Origin of the sequence: Myxococcus stipitatus DSM 14675 (genome assembly GCF_000331735.1) — a bacterium.
GTDB lineage: Bacteria > Myxococcota > Myxococcia > Myxococcales > Myxococcaceae > Myxococcus > Myxococcus stipitatus.
Map to the genome: position 1 here is coordinate 1,546,725 of NC_020126.1, position 17,646 is coordinate 1,564,370.

At 69.5% G+C, this 17,646-nt stretch carries 10 protein-coding genes; 4 read left to right on the forward strand and 6 right to left on the reverse strand.

The genetic code is table 11. The features are described 5' to 3' along the window. Positions 1-314 precede the first annotated feature (314 nt). Entirely contained in the window at positions 315-1,529 is a 1,215-nt protein-coding gene (locus tag MYSTI_RS06185; protein WP_015346854.1) for a sensor histidine kinase, read from the reverse strand. Positions 1,530-1,656: 127 nt separating this feature from the next. Here MYSTI_RS06185 and MYSTI_RS06190 point away from each other — a divergent pair, with 127 nt between their 5' ends. The 3 genes from MYSTI_RS06190 to MYSTI_RS06200 all read left to right on the forward strand — a co-directional run bounded on the left by MYSTI_RS06190 (position 1,657) and on the right by MYSTI_RS06200 (position 6,285). Further along, positions 1,657-2,805 carry a hypothetical protein gene (locus tag MYSTI_RS06190; RefSeq protein WP_015346855.1) on the forward strand — a complete coding sequence of 383 codons (1,149 nt, stop codon included), beginning with the start codon at positions 1,657-1,659 and terminating at the stop codon, positions 2,803-2,805. 14 nt (positions 2,806-2,819) lie between these two features. After that, positions 2,820-4,997 carry a bifunctional alpha,alpha-trehalose-phosphate synthase (UDP-forming)/trehalose-phosphatase gene (locus tag MYSTI_RS06195; RefSeq protein WP_015346856.1) on the forward strand — a complete coding sequence of 726 codons (2,178 nt, stop codon included), beginning with the start codon at positions 2,820-2,822 and terminating at the stop codon, positions 4,995-4,997. A gap of 79 nt (positions 4,998-5,076) precedes the next feature. Further along, positions 5,077-6,285, forward strand: coding sequence for a serine hydrolase domain-containing protein (locus MYSTI_RS06200; protein ID WP_015346857.1), 1,209 nt, complete (start codon positions 5,077-5,079; stop codon positions 6,283-6,285). 26 nt (positions 6,286-6,311) lie between these two features. Here MYSTI_RS06200 and MYSTI_RS06205 read toward each other — a convergent pair whose 3' ends face one another. Then, positions 6,312-9,971, reverse strand: a complete 3,660-nt coding sequence (locus MYSTI_RS06205; protein ID WP_015346858.1) for a DUF3857 domain-containing protein — start codon at positions 9,969-9,971, stop codon at positions 6,312-6,314. Between the two features lie 275 nt (positions 9,972-10,246). Between MYSTI_RS06205 and MYSTI_RS06210 the strand changes: the two genes are divergently transcribed. Further along, positions 10,247-11,221, forward strand: coding sequence for a DUF6624 domain-containing protein (locus MYSTI_RS06210; protein ID WP_015346859.1), 975 nt, complete (start codon positions 10,247-10,249; stop codon positions 11,219-11,221). Positions 11,222-11,269: 48 nt separating this feature from the next. Here the strand turns inward: MYSTI_RS06210 and MYSTI_RS42885 are convergent, their stop codons facing one another. From MYSTI_RS42885 to MYSTI_RS06225, 4 genes are all read right to left on the reverse strand, one after another. After that, a complete protein-coding gene (locus MYSTI_RS42885; RefSeq protein WP_144370002.1) occupies positions 11,270-11,779 on the reverse strand; it encodes a hypothetical protein in 510 nt (169 codons plus the stop codon). Positions 11,780-12,147: 368 nt separating this feature from the next. Further along, positions 12,148-12,420 carry a hypothetical protein gene (locus tag MYSTI_RS42890; RefSeq protein ID WP_144370003.1) on the reverse strand — a complete coding sequence of 91 codons (273 nt, stop codon included), beginning with the start codon at positions 12,418-12,420 and terminating at the stop codon, positions 12,148-12,150. Positions 12,421-14,011: 1,591 nt separating this feature from the next. Further along, positions 14,012-14,752, reverse strand: a complete 741-nt coding sequence (locus tag MYSTI_RS06220; protein ID WP_015346862.1) for an arylamine N-acetyltransferase family protein — start codon at positions 14,750-14,752, stop codon at positions 14,012-14,014. A gap of 114 nt (positions 14,753-14,866) precedes the next feature. Then, positions 14,867-17,572 (reverse strand): M1 family metallopeptidase, encoded by a 2,706-nt coding sequence (locus MYSTI_RS06225; protein WP_015346863.1) that lies wholly within the window; start codon positions 17,570-17,572, stop codon positions 14,867-14,869. Between the last annotated feature and the right edge of the window lie 74 nt (positions 17,573-17,646).

Here is a 17,646-nt window from a genome sequence, read left to right on the forward strand (position 1 = left end):
CCGCGCCACTCGCACGAGCATACCGCCGCCAGTCGAGCGCTTCCGCGAGTGTGAGCCGTAGTGCTCGGAAAAGGGGCGTGGGCCTGTCTTCATGAGGTCGTCACAGGCGTCGAAGAGGGATGCGGCGGCAACTCCACTCGCGCGAGTGCACTGCTGCACGCGCGAGCCGTCATGCTCGACGAGGGTTCGTGGGCCTGTCTTCATGAGGTCGTCGTCACGGGCGTAGAAGAGGGATGCAGCGGCAACGCCACTCGCGCGAATGCACTGCTGCAAGCGCGAGCCGTCATGCTCGACGAGGATTCGCGAGCCCGTCTTCATGAGGTCGTCGTCACGGGCGTAGAAGGGGGACGAAGCGGCAGCTCCACTCGCGCGAGCGTCCCCCCGCCGGGCGCGGGCTCGAGCCGGAGCGAACCCCCGTGCTCATGCGTGATCTTCTGCGAGATGGGCAGCCCGAGCCCGCTGCCCTCGGGCTTCGTGCTGAACAACCCTCGCGTCAGCGCCGCGCCCTCCAGCACCGAAGGGATGCCGTTCCCTCCATCCGCCACGGAGACGCGCACGCCCCCTCCCTCCACGGGCTCCGCCGAGACACGCACCGGAACCGAGCCCTCGGCGGAAGCCTCGGCCGCGTTCTTCACGAGGTTGCCGAACAATCTGCGCAGTCCATCCGGGTCCGCTTGCAGCGACACCTCGGGGCCGGGCAACAGCTCCACGGGCACTGGCGAGGTCTGTGCGTACAGCACACAAATCTCCGAGAGCAGCGGGCGCAGCGGGACGTCCTGGAACCTGGGCGCGGGCAGTCGGGCGAAGGTGGAGAAGCTCTGCGTCATGCGCATCAGCAACTCGACCTCCTCTTGCAACAGCGCCACGGACTCGCTGACCCGCAGGGCATCCGCCGGAGACCCCGTGTCCGCGCGCTGGAGCCGCGCCAGCGAGAGCTTCATCGCGGTGAGCGGATTCTTCAGCTCATGGGCCAGCGCCCGAGCCACGTCCTGCCACGCGGCGATCTGCTCGGCGGACTTGAGCCGCTCACGCTGCGCGACCAGCTCCTGCCCCATCCGGTTGAACTGACCCAACAAGAACTCGAACTCGTCACGAGGCGGCTCAGAGACAGGCAGCCGCACGGTGAGGTCCCCTCGCGCATAGGCCCACATGCCCTCCGTGAGCACCGTGACGGGGCGCGTGAGCGTGCGGCCAAGCAGCATGGCGGCCACCGCCAACACTCCGCCCGAGACGAACACCAGCACCGCGATGAACATGGGCACCCGGCGCACCAGCGCCCTGCGCGTCAGCTCCGCCTGCGCCAGATGGAGCCGCACCTCATCCAGCGAATCTCGCGACAGCCCCCGCTTCTCCAGGTCCGAGGACACCTCGTCGAGCACCGCCTCCACGGGCGCCACCGAGACGGACAGCATCCGCTCCAGCGCGACGTGAGCCACCACCCCGAGCAGCACCAGCGGCAACAGTCCCGCCAGCAACATGACCGCCAGCAGCCGGTAGCGGAAGCGGGGAGGAGGGGGCGTGGTGGACATGGTGGTGGTGGACGAAGAAGGGGCGACAGACGCACTACGCGGAAGCCGCGCCGCGCTTGCGTGGAGGTTGTACCGCCCCCGCAGCCCAACACCCAACCCCGTCGAGAGGCTGATAACTTGGGGATGGATGCCTCGTCTCCTCGCGCCCTCCCAGAGTTGGTTGTTCAGCCCGAGGGTGGACCTCGCCATCTTCGCCGGCAGTGCGCTCGTGTCGGTGGCCCTGGTCCTCGGCGCACCGTGGCTGGGCGCCGTGGGGGACACCCCGCCGTGGGCCTGGTTGCTCCTCGTCGTCTGTGTCGACGTGGCCCACGTCTGGTCCACGCTGTTCCGCACCTATCTGGACCCCGTCGAGCTGAGGGAGCGTCCGGGCCTCTACCTCGGCGCGCCCCTGGCCGCATGGGCCGTGGGCGTGGTGGCGCACCAGATTTCGTCTGGGACGTTCTGGACGCTGTTCGCGTACGTGGCCCTGTTCCACTTCGTCCGTCAGCAGTACGGCTGGGTGGCGCTGTACACACGCAAGGCCCGAGCCTCCGCCGTTGAGCGCCGCCTGGACGCCGCGGCCATCTACGCCGCCACCGTGGGCCCCGTGGTCTGGTGGCACGCGAACCTGCCGCGCGAGTTCTGGTGGTTCGTGGAGGGCGACTTCCTCCCAGGGTTGCCCGCATGGATGGGCACCGTGGCGCTGGTGCTCCACGCGGCGGTGCTCGCGGCCTGGGTCCTGTTCCAACTCGTCCGCGTGGTGCGCGGCGAGGGACTCCAGGCGGGCAAGGTGCTCCTCGTGGGCGCGACGTGGGTGGCCTGGTTCGGCGGCATCGTCCTGGCGCGCGACGACTTCACGTTCACGGTGATGAACGTGGTGCTGCACGGCGTGCCGTACTTCGTGCTGCTCTTCCGTTACTCGCGCGGGCGCGGAGAGGAAGGCGGTTACGGCGCGGCGGGTGTCCTGCTGCGCGCGGGGCTGCCGGGCTTCCTCCTGTTCCTCGTGGCGCTCGCGTTCACCGAGGAGCTCTTGTGGGACCGCATCATCTGGCATGACCGACCCGGCATTTTCGGGAGCCTGGATGTTCAGCTCGCACCGGACCTGCTCGCGTTGGTGGTGCCGCTGCTCGCGTTGCCGCAGGCCACGCACTACGTGCTCGATGCGTTCATCTGGAAACCCGGCCGTCAGCCCGCGTTGCTTGCGCGACTGGGATGGGCTCCGCGCGTGACATCCGACGGTCCACCAATCGCCACCCCGAATGAATCAGCGATGGCGGTTCAAGGGAGGAGTGACTAAGGGTCTGGGGTTCTATGTCTCGACTCCTGCTCGTCTCCAATCGTCTCCCAGTCACCGTCAAGGTGGAGAAGGACAGCGTCGCCGTGGCGCGCAGCGCCGGAGGGCTGGCCACGGGGTTGCGCCGGCCGCATGAACGCTCCGGAGGGCTGTGGATAGGTTGGCCCGGGGATGTCTCCCGATTGTCAGATGCTCAACGGACGCGCGTGGAAGCGCAGCTCGCCGAGCAGCGCTGCGTTCCGCTCCACCTCACCAGCAGCGAGGTGAACCGTTACTACGAGGGCTACTCCAACCGCGTGCTGTGGCCGCTGTGCCACTACATGCTGGACCGCATCCCTCGGCAGGACCGCGACTGGGAGGTGTACCGCAAGGTCAACGAGCGCTTCGCGGACCTCGTCGCGAAGCAGTATCAACCGGGCGACATCATCTGGGTGCACGACTACCAGCTGATGCTGGTGCCGGGGATGTTGCGACAGCGGCTGCCCGAGGCCCGCATCGGCTACTTCCACCACATCCCCTTCCCGTCGTCGGAGGTCTTCCGCACGCTGCCCCGGCGCGATGAGCTGCTGAAGGGGCTGCTCGGCGCGGACCTGGTGGGCTTCCACACGGTGAGCTACGTGCGGCACTTCTCGGGCTCGCTGTTGCGGCAGCTCGGGTTGGACACGGACGTGGACTGCATCACGTGGGAAGGGCGCCAGGTGCGCGTCGGCGCGTTCCCCATGGGCATCGACGCGGATGCCTTCGACGCGCTCGCGCGGGAGGTGGGCGTCCTGGAGGATGTCGCCTCGGTGCGCCGGGGCGCGGAGGGTCAGCGGCTCCTGTTGGGCATCGACCGGCTCGACTACACGAAGGGCATTCCGCGCAGGCTCCTCGCGGTGCAGCGGCTCCTGGAGCGGGAGCCCTCCTGGCGCGGGCGGCTGCGCTTCGTCCAGGTGGCCGTGCCCAGCCGCACGCAGGTGGAGGCCTACGCCACGTACCGCGAGCAGGTGAACGAGCTGGTGGGCCGCATCAATGGCCAGTACGGCACCGTGCAGAACGTGCCCGTGCACTACCTCTTCCGCTCCTTCAACGAGAAGCAGCTCGCGGGGCTTTACCGCGCGGCGGACGTGATGCTCGTCACCCCCGTGCGCGACGGGATGAACCTGGTGGCGAAGGAGTTCTGCGCCGCCCGCCCGGATGACGATGGCGTGCTGGTGCTGAGCGAGTTCGCGGGCGCCGCGGACGAGATGCGCGGGGCGCTCGTCGTCAACACGTACGACATCGAGGCCACCGCGGATGCCATCGAACAGGCGCTCAAGATGTCGGAGACCGAGCGGCGCGAGCGCATGCGCGGGCTGCGCGCCCAGGTGAAGGCCCACGACGTCCACTGGTGGGTGTCCCACTTCCTGGGCCGCCTCCAGGGCCTGCCGACGGTGTCCGTGAACCGGGCGAAGGAAGGCGCGGAGGCGCTGGCGCGGATGAAGTCGGCAGAGCACCTGGCGCTGATGCTCGACTACGACGGGACGCTGGTGGGCTTCGCGCCCCGGCCGGAGCTGGCCGCGCCGGACGACGCGCTCCAGGCGCTCCTGGCGAAGCTGGTGGCGCGGCCGAACACGACGGTGAGCGTGGTCAGCGGCAGACCTCGCGAGACGCTGCAGGCGTGGTTCGGCACCCTGCCCATGGGGCTCCACGCGGAGCACGGCCTGTGGTCTCGCCCGGCGCCGGGCCTGCCGTGGAAGATGCTGGAGGGCGTGACGCCGGAGTGGAAGGCCGCGGCCCGGCCGGTGCTCGACGAGTTCTCCGCGCGCATCCCCGGCTCGTTCGTGGAGGAGAAGTCCGCGTCGCTCGCGTGGCACTACCGGCAGGTGGACCCGGAGTTCGGCGCGATCCAGTCCCGCGAGCTGCGGCTGAAGCTGTTGGAGACCTTCGCGCGGCAGCCGGTGGACATCCTCCCAGGCGACAAGGTGGTGGAGGTGCGGCCCCACGGGGTGCACAAGGGGCGGGTGGTGGACTCGGTGACGCGCGCGCTGGCGCCGGGCACGCTGGTGGTGGCCATGGGCGATGACCGCACGGACGAGGACCTGTTCGCGGCCATCCCCGAGGACGGGCTCACCGTTCACGCGGGCAACAAGCCCACGCGGGCCACGTACCGCGTCAGCGGCCCCCAGGAAGTGCGCGCGCTGCTGGCCGCGCTGGTGGAACCCTCGCCGGAATAACGCGGGGGGCAGGTGACAGTCTCGCCCCCGACGGGTGTTGGGGTCTCAGGGCCGGATTCGCTGACGGAGATGAGACAACATGGATATCCCGCGTCGTGGGTTGCGGGTAGGGGCTGCGGTGCTGGTGGTGAGCTTCTCGGGGACGGGCTGCGGTCTCGGTGACGAGGCGGTCAACCACGACCTGGAGTCCAGCGAATCGGCTTTGGAGCAGGGCCGGTCACCCCTGGCGCCGCTCGACCGGGAGGCCCTGCGACAGGCCCTCTCGGGACTGCCGGACTCGGCGGTGACGGCGGCGCAGGTCCGCGTCGAGGGCTCCGCGGGCCGCTGGCTGGGCAGCTCCGGCGTGGCGGACATCCACTCGGGCGCGCCCGTGCCGAAGAACGCACGCTTCCGCATCGGCAGCATCACCAAGACCTTCACCGCCACCGTGGTGTTGCAGCTCGCCGCGGAGCGACGCGTGGACCTGGACCGGCCCGTGCAACACTATCTGCCGGGACTGTTGCCATTGGATTACGGCCCCGTCACGGTGCGCCAGCTCCTCAATCACACGCACGGCCTGCCGGGAGTGCCGCTGCCGACGAAGGACCCCGAGTGGTTCTTCGAGAACCGCTTCCGCCGCTTCACGCCCCGGGAGCTGGTGTCGCTGGCGCTGGAGCAGGAGCGGCGCTTCGAGCCGGGCACGCGGCAGGAGTACGGCAACATCGGCTATCTCGTCGCGGGCCTTCTCATCGAGAAGGTGACGGGCCGGCCCTATGGCCACGCTGTGCGCGAGCGCATCCTCCAGCCGCTGGAGCTGAACGACACGTCCGTGCCAGGCAATGACCCCACGATTCCAGGCCCCCACGTCCGGGGCTACGAGGCCGTCACCCAGGGCGACGGCACGGTGCGCCTCATCGACGTCACGGAGTCGAACCAGTCCATCCCCTGGGCCGCGGGGGAGATGATTTCGACCACGGCCGACCTGGACACCTTCCTCTGCGCGCTCTTCCGGGGACGGCTGGTGCCGCCCGCGCAGCTCGAGGAGATGTTCACCGTTCCGGACGTGCCCTTCGCGGGCGGAGGCCGCGCGATGTACAGCGCGGGCCTGATGCGCATCCCCATCAACGGGCTCACGCTGTGGGGCAAGAGCGGGGACCGGCACGGCTACAACAACGGCATGGGCGCGACGCGGGACTTGCGCCGGCGCCTGGTCTACTCGGTGAACACGCTGCACATGGGGCAGGAGCGGCCGGCCATCGCCGACCGCATCGTCTCCACCACCTTCGTGACGCGGGGGTCTGGCCAGTGAGGTGACCGGGCCCCTTCCGGCGCGGCCTACCGCGTGAGCGACGCGGTGCGGCCGGTGGGGCCCTGGATGGCGACGCGGCGCCCGAAGGCGCGGTCCACCCGGCCCAGGAAGTCCCTGAACGCGGGGTACTCCTCCGCCTTCACCCGGGCGACGGAGAGCATCACCTCGCCGTCGGCGATGAGCTTGCCGTCCTCCACGCGGAAGTTCATGCGGAGGCGGCCGAAGGGCGTCGACTCATCCACCGCCTGGGGCAGCTCCGTCACGGACCAGCCCGCGGGCAGCGCGTAGGTGAGGTGGAACGTGTTCACCCACGGGCTCTGCATCACCAGGTCGAAGCGGCGCTCGGCCAGCGGCGCGAAGGCCTGCTGGTAGGTGCGGCCCGTGCCGAAGGGCAGGAAGCGCACGCCGTTGGGCAGCACCTCCGAGTAGCGCGGGATGCTCATCTGGAAGTCCATGGCCACGTCGTCGTCCAGCCGCGTGGTGTCGCTCAGCGTCACCTCGTTCACGGTGAGCCCGGGGAAGCTCTGCGCCCACGCGCGCTCGAAGGTGGACTTGCGCGTGGCCTCCGGGCGGTACGCGCGGCGGTACTCCGGCGCCGTCTGGCCGCTCACCGAGCTCTTGCCCGTCACCTGGGCGCTGCCGTCCGGGCGCAGCGTGACGCTCATCTTCAGGCGGGTGGCGTTGTCCTCCGCCTTCGCCTCGGGCGTGGTGAGGAAGGTGCTCTTGCCGTCCGGCTCCACCACCAGGACGTTGGCGACGCGGTCCGCGCTGGGCAGCTCCTTGGCGCCGTGGAACTCCGCGGTGCCATCCAGGTACAAATCGAACTTGGGGACATACGCAATCGCGTGGTTGAAGGCCGCGAGGCTCGCGGGCTCCGCGTCCAGCGCGCCCAGGTTGCGCATGCGCAAGAGCACCAGCCGGCTGTCGACGCCCGCGACGCGCAGCATGGAGTGGATGAGGCTCGCCTTGTCCTTGCAGTCGCCGAAGCGCCGCGCGAGCACCCGGTCGACGCGGTAGGGCTTGAAGCCGTGGATGCCGAACTCCAGCGCGACGTAGCGGGTGTTGGTGACGACGAAGTTGTAGATGGCGCGCACCACCGCCAGCTCGTTCTTCCGGTCCACGCCCTGGAGCACCTGGTCCACCGTCTGGCGCAGCTCCGTGTTGGGCTGGAGCTGGTCGCGCACCAGGCCCCACCAGTAGCGGCCCACCTGGTCCCACGTCTGGTACGTGGAGACGTGGAGGTTCTGGGCGACCTCCGCCCAGCCCGGCATGCCCGGCTCCGGCACCACCTTGGACACGTGCTTCGCGTTCCAGCGGTACAGCACGCGCCCGCCCTCCAGCGACTCCTGCGCGCTCTCCACGCTGCCCTGGCGGCTCTTGTTCCAGTACAGCGGGCGCTCCTTGGGCATCTCCACCAGGTACTGGAAGCGCAGCTTGGGATAGACGCCCTGCACGCTCTCCACGTCGCCCCAGTAGTCCGACAGCAGGTTCTCCTGCGCGGTGTCATCCAGCCGGTACGTCACCTCCAGCGTGTCACCGACGGCCAGGGATGGGAACGAGAGCACCTTGGCGCGGGCGTCGTAGTACATGCCCGTCCACGGCTCGTTGATGTTGCGGTCGTTCTCGCCGTAGCTCTCCACCACGGAGCCATCCAGCTTCGTCACCCGGGCGCGCAGCACGCGCACCTCCTGGCGGTCCGGCGAGTAGGTGATGGGCATGGTCCGGAACGCGTCCACGCCGCGCGCGTTCTGCACCTTCACCACCATCTGCGTCATGCGGCTGGACAGACCGCTCTTCTGGACGTGCACGTAGGTGTTGTCGACCAGGTAGATGGCGTCCTCGTGCACGTAGGCCTCGGCCTCCTTGGCCAGGGGCCTAGCGTCCACCAGGTGCTGCATGCCGGCGCCGGTGCCCTCGCCCTTGAGGGCGCGCAGGGCTTCCTTCAGGCCGGGGTTCTGCGGGCGCAGCACCAGCGAGCGCTCGAAGGAGGCCAGCGCGGGCTCGCGGCGGCCCGCGGCGAGCAGGGCGCGGCCCTCGCGCTCGTAGACCTCCGGCTCGTCCGGGGACAGCTCGCGGGCCTCGCGGAAGAGGGCCACAGCCGGCTCCACCGCGCCGTTGCTGGCCTTGAGCTCCGCGAGCCTCACGCGCGCGCCGTTGTCGAACGGGTTGAGGGTGACGAGCTGCGCGTACTCGCGCTCGGCGGCCTCCACCTGGCCGGTGTCCGCGAGCAGCGCGGCCAGTGAGCGGCGCGTGCCGGTGTCGTCGAAGCGCAGGGCCAGCACCACGCGCATGCGGTCCATGGCCTCGCGGTCGCGGCCCAGCTGGCGCGACACCTGCGCGGCCGAGCGCACCACGCGCGGCAGCCGAGGTTGATAGCGGAACGCCTCCTCGACGAGGGCCTGCGCGCGGGGACGCTCGCCCAGGGCCTCGTAGGCGCGCGCGAGCACCAGGCGCGCGGGGGCGTCGTCCGGCGTCTTCTCCAGCACGGGGGCCACGAGCTCCAGCACGCGCTCGGGGTGGCCGCGCTCCAGCTCGTGGTCGGCCAGGGCGACGCGGGCGTCGGACAGCGTGGGGTCCGCGGCGATGGCGGCCTCGATGAAGCGGCGGCGCTCGTTCAGGTCATCGCGCTGGAGGCTGGCGGCGAGCAGTTGCAGGCGCGCGTCCTTGGGGGCCTCTTCCGCGGCGAGCGCGGCCTCCACGGTGGCGGTGTGCTCGCGGTCGTCGAAGCCCCGGTAGAAGCCGAGGACTCGCGCGTAGTCAGCGCGCAGCTGCGGGTCCTCCGGCTTCTTCTCCACCAGGGCGCGCAGCGCGGAGGTGAGGGTGGGCAGCACCTGGGGCGCGGGGGCGGCGCCGCGCTCCACGGCGGGGACCTTGGCGGGCAGGGTGGCTCGGACGGAGGGAGACTCCTGGCGCAGGTAGAAGCCCAGCGGGCCGTTCTCCTGGCACACCTTGAGGAGCACGCGGTTGAGGCCCTTGCGAAGCTTCACGGACACGCGGGACTGGTCCGGGCGCGGCAGGTTGTAGCGGTCCTCCTTCGCGGCGAGCTGCCCGTTCACCCACAGGCGGAAGGCGCCGGAGGTGCCCAGACCCAGGGCCACGCGCGTCTCCTGGGAGGACTCCAGCCAGGTGACGGCGTAGGCCACGGCCTCGCGGTTGGGGCGCACGGAGCTGGCGAGGTCCACATAGCCATCCGCGGTGTTCGCGGTGAGCTTGTGCCAGGACACCTGGCGGCCCTTGGCGCCGGGGAAGCTGGCGGTGAGGTCCAGGGTGGGGCTCTCCGGGCCGAAGTCCGTGTCACAGCCCGACTTGCCCTCGTTGTCGAAGCCGCCGACGACGAAGTAGTCGCCGACGAAGCCCATGGACTGCTTCACCTCGTTGGCGCGCACCAGGCGGCCTCGGGCGCGCTCGGTGTCGAGCAGGAGCAGCTGCGCGGTGGCGCGGGTGTTCGCGTCGAACTGCCGGCGCGAGGCCACGTAGGCGTAGGTGCTCACCAGGGGGGTGAGGTCCTCGACCTCGTCGACCAGGGAGTGCAGCCGCAGGAGGCTCGCGGCGGCGCGAGGAGAGGCGGCCTGCTTCATCGCCTCGGCCGCATAGGTCCGAGCGGTCTCGTCCGCCGCGGGCCGAGCCTGCGCCCACAGGGGACAGGTGAGCACGAAGACTGCGGCCAGCCATGTGAAGCGGGACATCCGTTCTCCTCGGTGCGACATGCGTGTGGAGCGTCCGGCCCCAGCATTCCAGGCCGCCGACGCCGATGAACAGGCAAACCCTCCCGGGCCTTCCCCTGCATGCGGCCCCGGACGGCGGACAGGCAACCGAAAACGTCCCTCTGGAGGTGCGGTGGTTGGAGGTGGGTTCGGGTGGGCTTCAGGGTGGGAAATCAAGAAAAACGCGACTAGATTGCGCCACCCGGGTCCCTGGGTCATTCCAGGGATGAAGGTCATCCGTTACCCAGGGAGTTTCCATGCGTCGTCTTGTCGTGGTGCTGACCGCGTTGAACCTGGCCGCCTGTGCCCATGGTGGTGCCGCTCCGGAGTCCTCCGAGGTGGGGGAGGTGGGGGCGCAGAAGGCGCCGCCGCTGACGGCGGAGGCCACGCCGGAGGCGCGCAAGGCGGCGTCGGAGGCGGAGGGGCTGGCGCGCAGCGGGGAGTCGGCGCAGGCGTTGCCGCTGTACCGGGTGGCGTGGGAGGGCGGGGTGAGGACGAAGGACCTGGCCTACAACGCGGCGTGTGCGGCGGCGTTGGCGAAGGCGTCGGATGAGGCGCTGGTGTGGTTGAGGCGCGCGGTGGAGGCGGGCTTCGACAACGCGAAGCACATGAAGAGCGACCCGGACCTGGTCAGCATCCGGGAGCTGCCGGGGTACGCGCCGCTGGAGCAGAAGGCGGCCGCGGCGGAGGCGAAGCTGTATGAGGCCGCGAACCCGGAGCTTCGGGATGAGTTGTTGCGGCGGATGGATGAGGACCAGGAGGCGCGGCAGGCGCTGATGGCCTCGAACTTCAAGGACGAGGCGGCGCAGGCGAAGTTGCGCGAGGTGGATTCGCGCAACACGGTGTGGCTGAAGGGAATCATCGCGAAGGTGGGGTGGCCGGGGCACGAGGTGGTGGGCGTGCGCGGCTCGTTCGCGGCGTGGCTGTTGGTGCAGCACGCGGACCAGGATGTGGCGTTCCAGTCGGAGGTGCTGCCGATGTTGGAGAAGGCGGTGGCGCGCGGCGAGGGCTCGGCGAAGAACCTCGCGTACCTGACGGACCGGGTGGCGGTGAACACCGGGAAGCCGCAGCGGTATGGGACGCAGCTGGAAGAGGTGAATGGCCGCATGGTGGCCAAGACGCTCGAGGACCCCGCGGGAGTGGATGAGCGACGCAAGGCCGTGGGCCTGGGGACCCTGGAGGAGTACATCCAAAGCTTCGAGCGGATGAAGGCGGCGAGCCAGAAGCCCTGAGGGGCTCGAGATGGGGGAGGGCGGTCGCGGCCCGCCCCCTCTCCCTGCTCACTTCTTGAGCAGCGCCGTGAGTCGCTCGCAGTGTTCCTGGGCAGGGAAGTGGACGCTAGACGGCGTCAACGTTTCCTTCTTGCGAGTGAGAATCCAGGCACGGAATTCAGAAGCAGCTCTACACAAGAGATCTCGGGCGCCGGCGAGATCGCCTGTGGATTCTGCAATGGATGCACGTTTCTCCATGCATGCCCATGCGGTCCCAGGAGGGGCATTTTTCAGGGCATCGTCCAGGGCTTGAATCCCTTCCTTCTCGCGACCCAGGACATGGAAGTATTCGGACGAGTTCAACGCCATGTCGCAGGCCGCCGCAGGAGCGGCAGCAGACTGCCTATCCATCAGGAATATCCTTGAGGCAGTACTCAAATTGCCTTTCCAACTCAGCTTCGACGAGCCGCGTTCTGAGTTGAAACTCGCGACAATGGAATACTCTCCAGCGTTGAGCAGGGCCGTCTCTTCGGGAGTGAGCACGAAGTGAACGACTGTCTGCTGGCTCTTGAGAGTCAAGTTGACGCTTCGTGGGGGATTCCCAACTCTCGTCAGCGGCCAGGTTGTTGGTGTCCGCACCCGGTTCTTTCGGGAGAAGACTTCGATAGAGAGAAAACGGTCCCACCCTCCATCTGGAGCTTCAACCGAGAACTCGCTCTCGGTTTGGCGCTTGTTGTTTGGGTGAAAAAGACCTGGATGTCGCAATCCCACGGAGAGAACCAGAGGGCTTCCCTTGGGCAGTTGCTCCAGGCTGGACGCGACAAAGAGTCTGGGAACAGGGAGTGCCTGTTCCTCGGTCGAGTCGCCTGACTGGGCCCATCCTGGAGTCGCCACGAGGGCGGCAACGACCATGACCCAGGACGAAAAGCAGCAGAATACGGATGCCCTCACGTGTGGCCCCCTTGGCTGTTTGTCATGGGCGCGCAGCCTTTCTCGGCGTGCTCGATGGCGTGTCGCCGCCGCTCGAGTACCTCGCGTTCGTTCGCGAGAAGCCCGGGGAGTTGCAGGTGTGCACAGACGAGCGCGTGCGTGTAGCAGGCGTAGCTCGACGTATTCCGAGCCAGCTCACGAAAGAGCGTGAGCACCTCGGCGTGGGCTTCAGGCGTCGTCTTCGCCACCCAGGCCAGCGCGAGCAGCGCTGCCTCCACTGTCCAGTCCATGGGGCCTCGCGCCAAGGTGAGCAACACGCTCCTGCGGCGTGAACCCTCCCAGGCTTCTTCGCCCCGTGCGATGACGAAGGCCGCTGCCACCTGGATGCGCTGGAGTCAGGTCCATGGCGAGTGCGGCCCCTGTGGCGCTGGTGGATGCACCATGGCGTGAGCCCACTGCACAGGCCCGTGCTCCGCGCGCACTCCGGCGAGCTCCATGGCCCGCTGCCACCACTGCTCCCCTGGAACGGGAGGGAGGCGAGGCCCGCGAGCGCCGCCGCCACCTCGGGCGCCGGGCGCGGCACCGCACGCGTGGGACGCGTTCCCGAGTAGCTCCAGCGCGTGAACTCCACGAGCCCACTCGGCAACCGCGGGTCGGGCTTCTGGACGTCTCGGACCGAGAGCTCCATCGGGGGGGGGAAGCCTCGCCAGAGTCGATGCAGCTCCCACGCGAGCTGCACACTCGGCGCCTCGACCCAGCTCGTTGTGAGCGTCAGCGGACCCGAGTCACTCGCCGACGGAGGCTGGAGCACGAAGTGCCGCAACGCATGGATGCCCGCATCCGTGCGCGAAGGGAGGTAGTCCTCGAAGGCCCTGAGGCGTCGAATCGCCTCCCTCGCGAGCGCCCGAGTCCTGTCATGCCCCGGCCGCGTGTCGTCCAATCGCAGCAACGTCTCCAGCGCCTCGCGCGACCCCTGCTGAACGAAGCGGTGATACGCCACTGAGGCGGAAGCCCAGGGCTCGCCTGGAAGCTGGCTCAGGATGTCCTCGTACCAGCGCAGCCCCTCCTCGACGCGGCCCTGCTCACAGCGCATGTCCGCCGCGTCCAGTCGCGTGGAGAGATGGGCCGCGTCATGCTTCAGCGCGACCAGATAGGCATCAAGCACCTGGGGAAGCTCGCCGCGCGCGCGATGGATGCCGGCCAGCAGTGTCGCCGTGAGCCATCCCGGCGAACCCGCATGCGCCGACCTCGCCACGGCGAGCGCATCGTCCAACCGCCCCAGTCGATGAAGGAGCGTCCCCTGCAACCAGCGCACACCGACATGAGCCGGAGGCCGCGCGACGAGCACCTCCGTGATGCGCAAGAGACGCGCGAAGGTGTCCTGGTCCTCGCGCGCGGACTTGGACAGGACGGAGCTCAACAGTGCGGCCGCTGTGTCAGGGGCAACCGACTCGGCCGCCCCCGGAGTCTCCAGCCACGCGATTCCCCACCGCGCGAAGTCCGCATCGGGCTTGGTCCTGGCCACTTGCGCGAACAGTTCCAGCGCGGGCTGTGTCCTGGCACTCCGCGCGAGAAACCACGCATGGACCGCGGCCGTCGCGAAGGACACTCGACCATCGACGGGCACATAGAGCAGGGGCTCGGGGCCCGAGGCACGCGCGAGCTTCTCCAGCAACGCCAACCACTCCACCCGCTCCGCATCCGCGCCCAATGCGCAACCGAGGTGGAACGCCGCATGGGCGAAGTCGCTCGCGGTGAGTGCCTCGGCGGCGAAGGAGGCAGCCTGCTCGGGCGTGGATTGGAGCGAAGCGTGTGAGCAGTCCATGAACGGGCCAGAAGCCTAGCCCGTCAGTTCCCTGGATGCATGGACACCCCCGCCCCTCAAAGCTGGATGCCGAAGTGCTCCGCGAGGGCCCGCGCTCGGGCCTCCTCCTCCACGGGCACCTCCTGCTTCTCTTGGCCTTGTGTCAGCACGAGCGCGCCCTCCTTGAGGGTGACGCGGCCGCTCGGCGTGGCTCGCGTACACAACCGCTTCTGCGTGAAGAACGAGTCCGGCGCGGTCTGGTGGTAGTGGCACATGCCGGTGAAGTCGCCCAGCGCTCGAGGCACGAGCGAGAGCGAGTACTGCGCCTCCCATCCCGCCCCCAGGTCACGCCAGAGGATGAGCCGCTCCCCCTCGGGAACGAGCCGGAAGTCGTGCCCGCAGCGCGTCTGCACTCCGCGGTCATCCAGGCGCAGGGGCTCCAGGAATCCATCTCCGAAGCCCACGTCCACCAACCAGCGCTCGCCGCCGTCCTCCACCTGGAGCGTCAGGTGGTCGAACTCGGGGCCGAAGGTTCCGTTCTTCTGCTCCGAGGCCACTTGCGCGGACAGCGGCGTCACCGCGTAGCCGCGCGAGGCGAGCAGTCGCGAGAACAAGCCATTGAGCTCGTAGCAGAACCCGCCGCGCCGACGCGCGACGATCTTGTCGAACAGCGAGTCCACATCGAGCCGGATGGGTCGGCCCAGGTGGATGTCCAGGTTCTCGAAGGGGACCGACTCCAGATGGGCGCGGTGCAGCGCGGCCAGCGATGCATCCGGCCAGGCACCGATGCGTTCGAGATAGCGGCCAGCGTCGAACATGGCACTGATGTAGCGCGCTCGAGCCCGGCGGGTACACGGCCTGCCGGGTGGGAAGTCCAAGGGACGACGAAAAGGGAGGCTCCCCTCGGTGGAAGGAGGGGAGCCTCGCGCGCCTCAGCGGGGCAGCCGGCTCAAGAAGGACTGCACGCTGGGGCGATGGATGCGGTCCGCCTCGACGCACAGGCGGACGGTCTCCAGCGCCTGGGCATAGGCGTGAGGCGCGCCCTCCAGCTTCGCCACGCGGGGGCCCAGGAACGCCTCCAGCTCCGCGCGCCGGGTGTCATCGCAGAGCTGGCCGGTGAACCCCACGATGGTGCCCAGGTCGTCCGAGCGCACCCGCGCCGCCATCGCGTCGAAGTTCTCGCGGAAGTACTTCCACGCCGCCTCGCGGGAATCCACCTTGTAGAACGACACGCCCAGGAGCTTGTACGTGTCGCGCAGCTCGAACTCGCCGCCGTTCACCAGGCCCAGGGACTCTTGCACCAGCGCCGGGTCCGTGAAGAACGCGAGCGGGAAGAGCAGCTCGAGGCGCTCATTGTGGTCCTTCGCCTTGCGCGCCTGCGCCAGGAGCAAGTCGAACAGCGAGCGGTCCGAGGTCCGCGCGGCCACCCTCAGCGCCAGGGGCGCGGCCTCCGGGCTGACGCTGTCGCGCTTGTCCAGCCAGGCGCGCGCGAGCTTCTGCGCATCGCGAACCAGGGCCGCGTCGTCCCCCAACCCCGCCGCCAGACTGAGCAGCAACGAGCGCATCTGCTTCACCTCGTCGGTGTCACCCGGGCGAGGCTGCCACCCCAGCGCCCGGGCGCGAGGCCCGTAGAGTCGGCCCACCCAGGCGCGGAAGCGAGTGCGCTCGGCCGGCGTGAGCTGGTCCTGCTGCACCAGCCCGAGGAGGTTGGAGCCATAGGCGACGATGGTGCGGTTCGAGTCCGTCGCCGTGCCCGGCACCAGCTTCAGCGCCTCACCGAGCGGCAGGTCTCCCCGGCGCGCCGCGGCCTCCGCGTCCGAGAGCAGCGACAGCCGCTCGGAGACACTCAGCGTCCCCTGGGGCGCGGCCAGCACCTGGGTGAGCTGCTGGGACGTGTAGCTGGAGCGGTAGTAGCCCGTGCCGCCCGCGTTGAGCAGCACCCACTGGGGGCAGCTGTCGAGGGGCAGCTCCAGCGCTCCCGTGCGCTCGGAGAGCATCTGGCAGACGCGCGTGTCGCCCTTGCGGCCACCGGCGCGCACGCACACGGGGATGGACCACGTCTGCGCGGTGGAGGCCGTGGAGCCCGCGGGCACGTAGCGCTCCTGCGACAGCTCGAGCCTGGGGGCCTTGCCCGTCTCGCACTGGAGCTTGGCGGACACACGCGGCACACCCGCCTGGTCGATGAAGGTCCGGAAGGAGCGGGCGAGGTCCGGCCCGGCGGCCTCGGCAATCGTGCCGGCGAAGTCATCGGCCGTCACCGTGCTCCACGCGTGCTTGCGGACATGGAGGCGGAGCATGTCGCGCATCTTCTCCGGACCCATCCACGCCTCGAGCATGTCGAGGAGGGCCGCTCCCTTGGCGTAGGTGGTGGAGTTGTCGAACGCTCCGAGGACCGCGTCGTGCGTCGTCGCCGGCTTGCGCACCGGCAGCGTGGAGGCGAGCGCGTCCGTCTCCATGGCGGCCATCCGGTTGCCGCTGCTGGCGTCCTGCCCATAGCCCCAGCGCGCGTCGAAGCCGTCCATCTGCTTGCGGTCCAGCCACGAGGTCAGCGACTCGTTGAGCCAGATGTCATCCCACCAGTGGCAGGTGGCGATGTTGCCGAACCAGTAGTGCCCCAGCTCGTGGCCCGCGATGTGGACGTAGTGCCTGCGGCGCTGAATCGTCTCCTCGCCGGGCTTGATGAGCGTCAGGGGCTGGCCCAGCGCGACGAGGCCCGGGTGCTCCATGGTGCCCCAGTAGCGCGGCACCACCGCGACATCCAACTTCTCGTAGGGGTAGGACTGGTCGAAGAAGTCCTCCAGCACGGAGACGATGCGCGGCGTGACGCTGGCGGCGTAGGCCGTCTCGGGGCCTCGGCCCTTGGGGACGATGAAGCGCAGCGGCGCCTTGTTGCGTCCCGCGGTGCCCGCGTCCACCACGTCGAACGGACCCACCATGAAGGCGACGAGGTAGCTGGGCATCGGCTTGCTGTCGATGAAGGTGACGCGCTGGAGCCCACCGGGCAGCGCCTCCTTCGACTCGATGGCGTGGTTGGCCAGCGCGACGTCCGTGTCCTTCACCGTGAAGCGCAGCTTCCAGGGCACCTTGAAGCCCGGCTCGTCGAAGCACGGGAAGGCGCGGCGCGCGTCCACCGGCTCGAAGAACGTGTAGAAGTAGTCGTGACCGCCCTCCGCCACGGAGTAGAGGCCCTGGCTGCGCTCACGGTCGACCTTGCCGCTGAACGAGATGACGATGCGCGCCTTGCCCGGGGTCAGCGTCTCCGGGAGGAGCAAGCCCAGCCGTCCCTCGCTCGCGGTGACGGGCTTCGCGTCGAGCGTGCGGGCTCCCGCTTCGATGCGCGCCGAGCTCACCTCCAGGTCCTGGCCGTGCAGCCAGACCTGGCGCACCGGCTCGCGCACGTCGACCTCGACGGTGACGGTGCCGGAGAAGGTCTGCTCCGTGGAGATGAGCTTCAGGTCCAGCGTGTAGTGGGTGGGCCGGACGGTGTCGGGCAGCCGCAGCGCGGGGGGCTGGGCTTCGGGCCACTGGGGTGTCGCGGCCACCGAGGCCGCGGGCGTGGACGGCGCCGCGGGCTCGGGAGCGTGGGTGCAATGCAGTGAGACCAACGCGGGGACGAGGAGGAGGGGGGACCAGCGCATCCCGCGAGGCTACCGCGCCCTTCGTGTTTGGCTACCACGAGGGCGCGGCGGGAATGCTTCGGTGACTCCTCGGT

Excerpts from the sequence above, each read along its gene's own strand:
- MYSTI_RS06200 (WP_015346857.1), top strand. The coding sequence starts at position 5,077 with ATGGATATCCCGCGTCGTGGGTTGCGGGTAGGGGCTGCGGTGCTGGTG.
- MYSTI_RS06195 (WP_015346856.1), top strand. The coding sequence starts at position 2,820 with ATGTCTCGACTCCTGCTCGTCTCCAATCGTCTCCCAGTCACCGTCAAG.
- MYSTI_RS42890 (WP_144370003.1), bottom strand. The coding sequence starts at position 12,420 with ATGGACTGGACAGTGGAGGCAGCGCTGCTCGCGCTGGCCTGGGTGGCG.
- MYSTI_RS06220 (WP_015346862.1), bottom strand. The coding sequence starts at position 14,752 with ATGTTCGACGCTGGCCGCTATCTCGAACGCATCGGTGCCTGGCCGGAT.
- MYSTI_RS06210 (WP_015346859.1), top strand. The coding sequence starts at position 10,247 with ATGCGTCGTCTTGTCGTGGTGCTGACCGCGTTGAACCTGGCCGCCTGT.
- MYSTI_RS06205 (WP_015346858.1), bottom strand. The coding sequence starts at position 9,971 with ATGTCCCGCTTCACATGGCTGGCCGCAGTCTTCGTGCTCACCTGTCCC.
- MYSTI_RS06190 (WP_015346855.1), top strand. The coding sequence starts at position 1,657 with ATGCCTCGTCTCCTCGCGCCCTCCCAGAGTTGGTTGTTCAGCCCGAGG.
- MYSTI_RS06185 (WP_015346854.1), bottom strand. The coding sequence starts at position 1,529 with ATGTCCACCACGCCCCCTCCTCCCCGCTTCCGCTACCGGCTGCTGGCG.
- MYSTI_RS06225 (WP_015346863.1), bottom strand. The coding sequence starts at position 17,572 with ATGCGCTGGTCCCCCCTCCTCCTCGTCCCCGCGTTGGTCTCACTGCAT.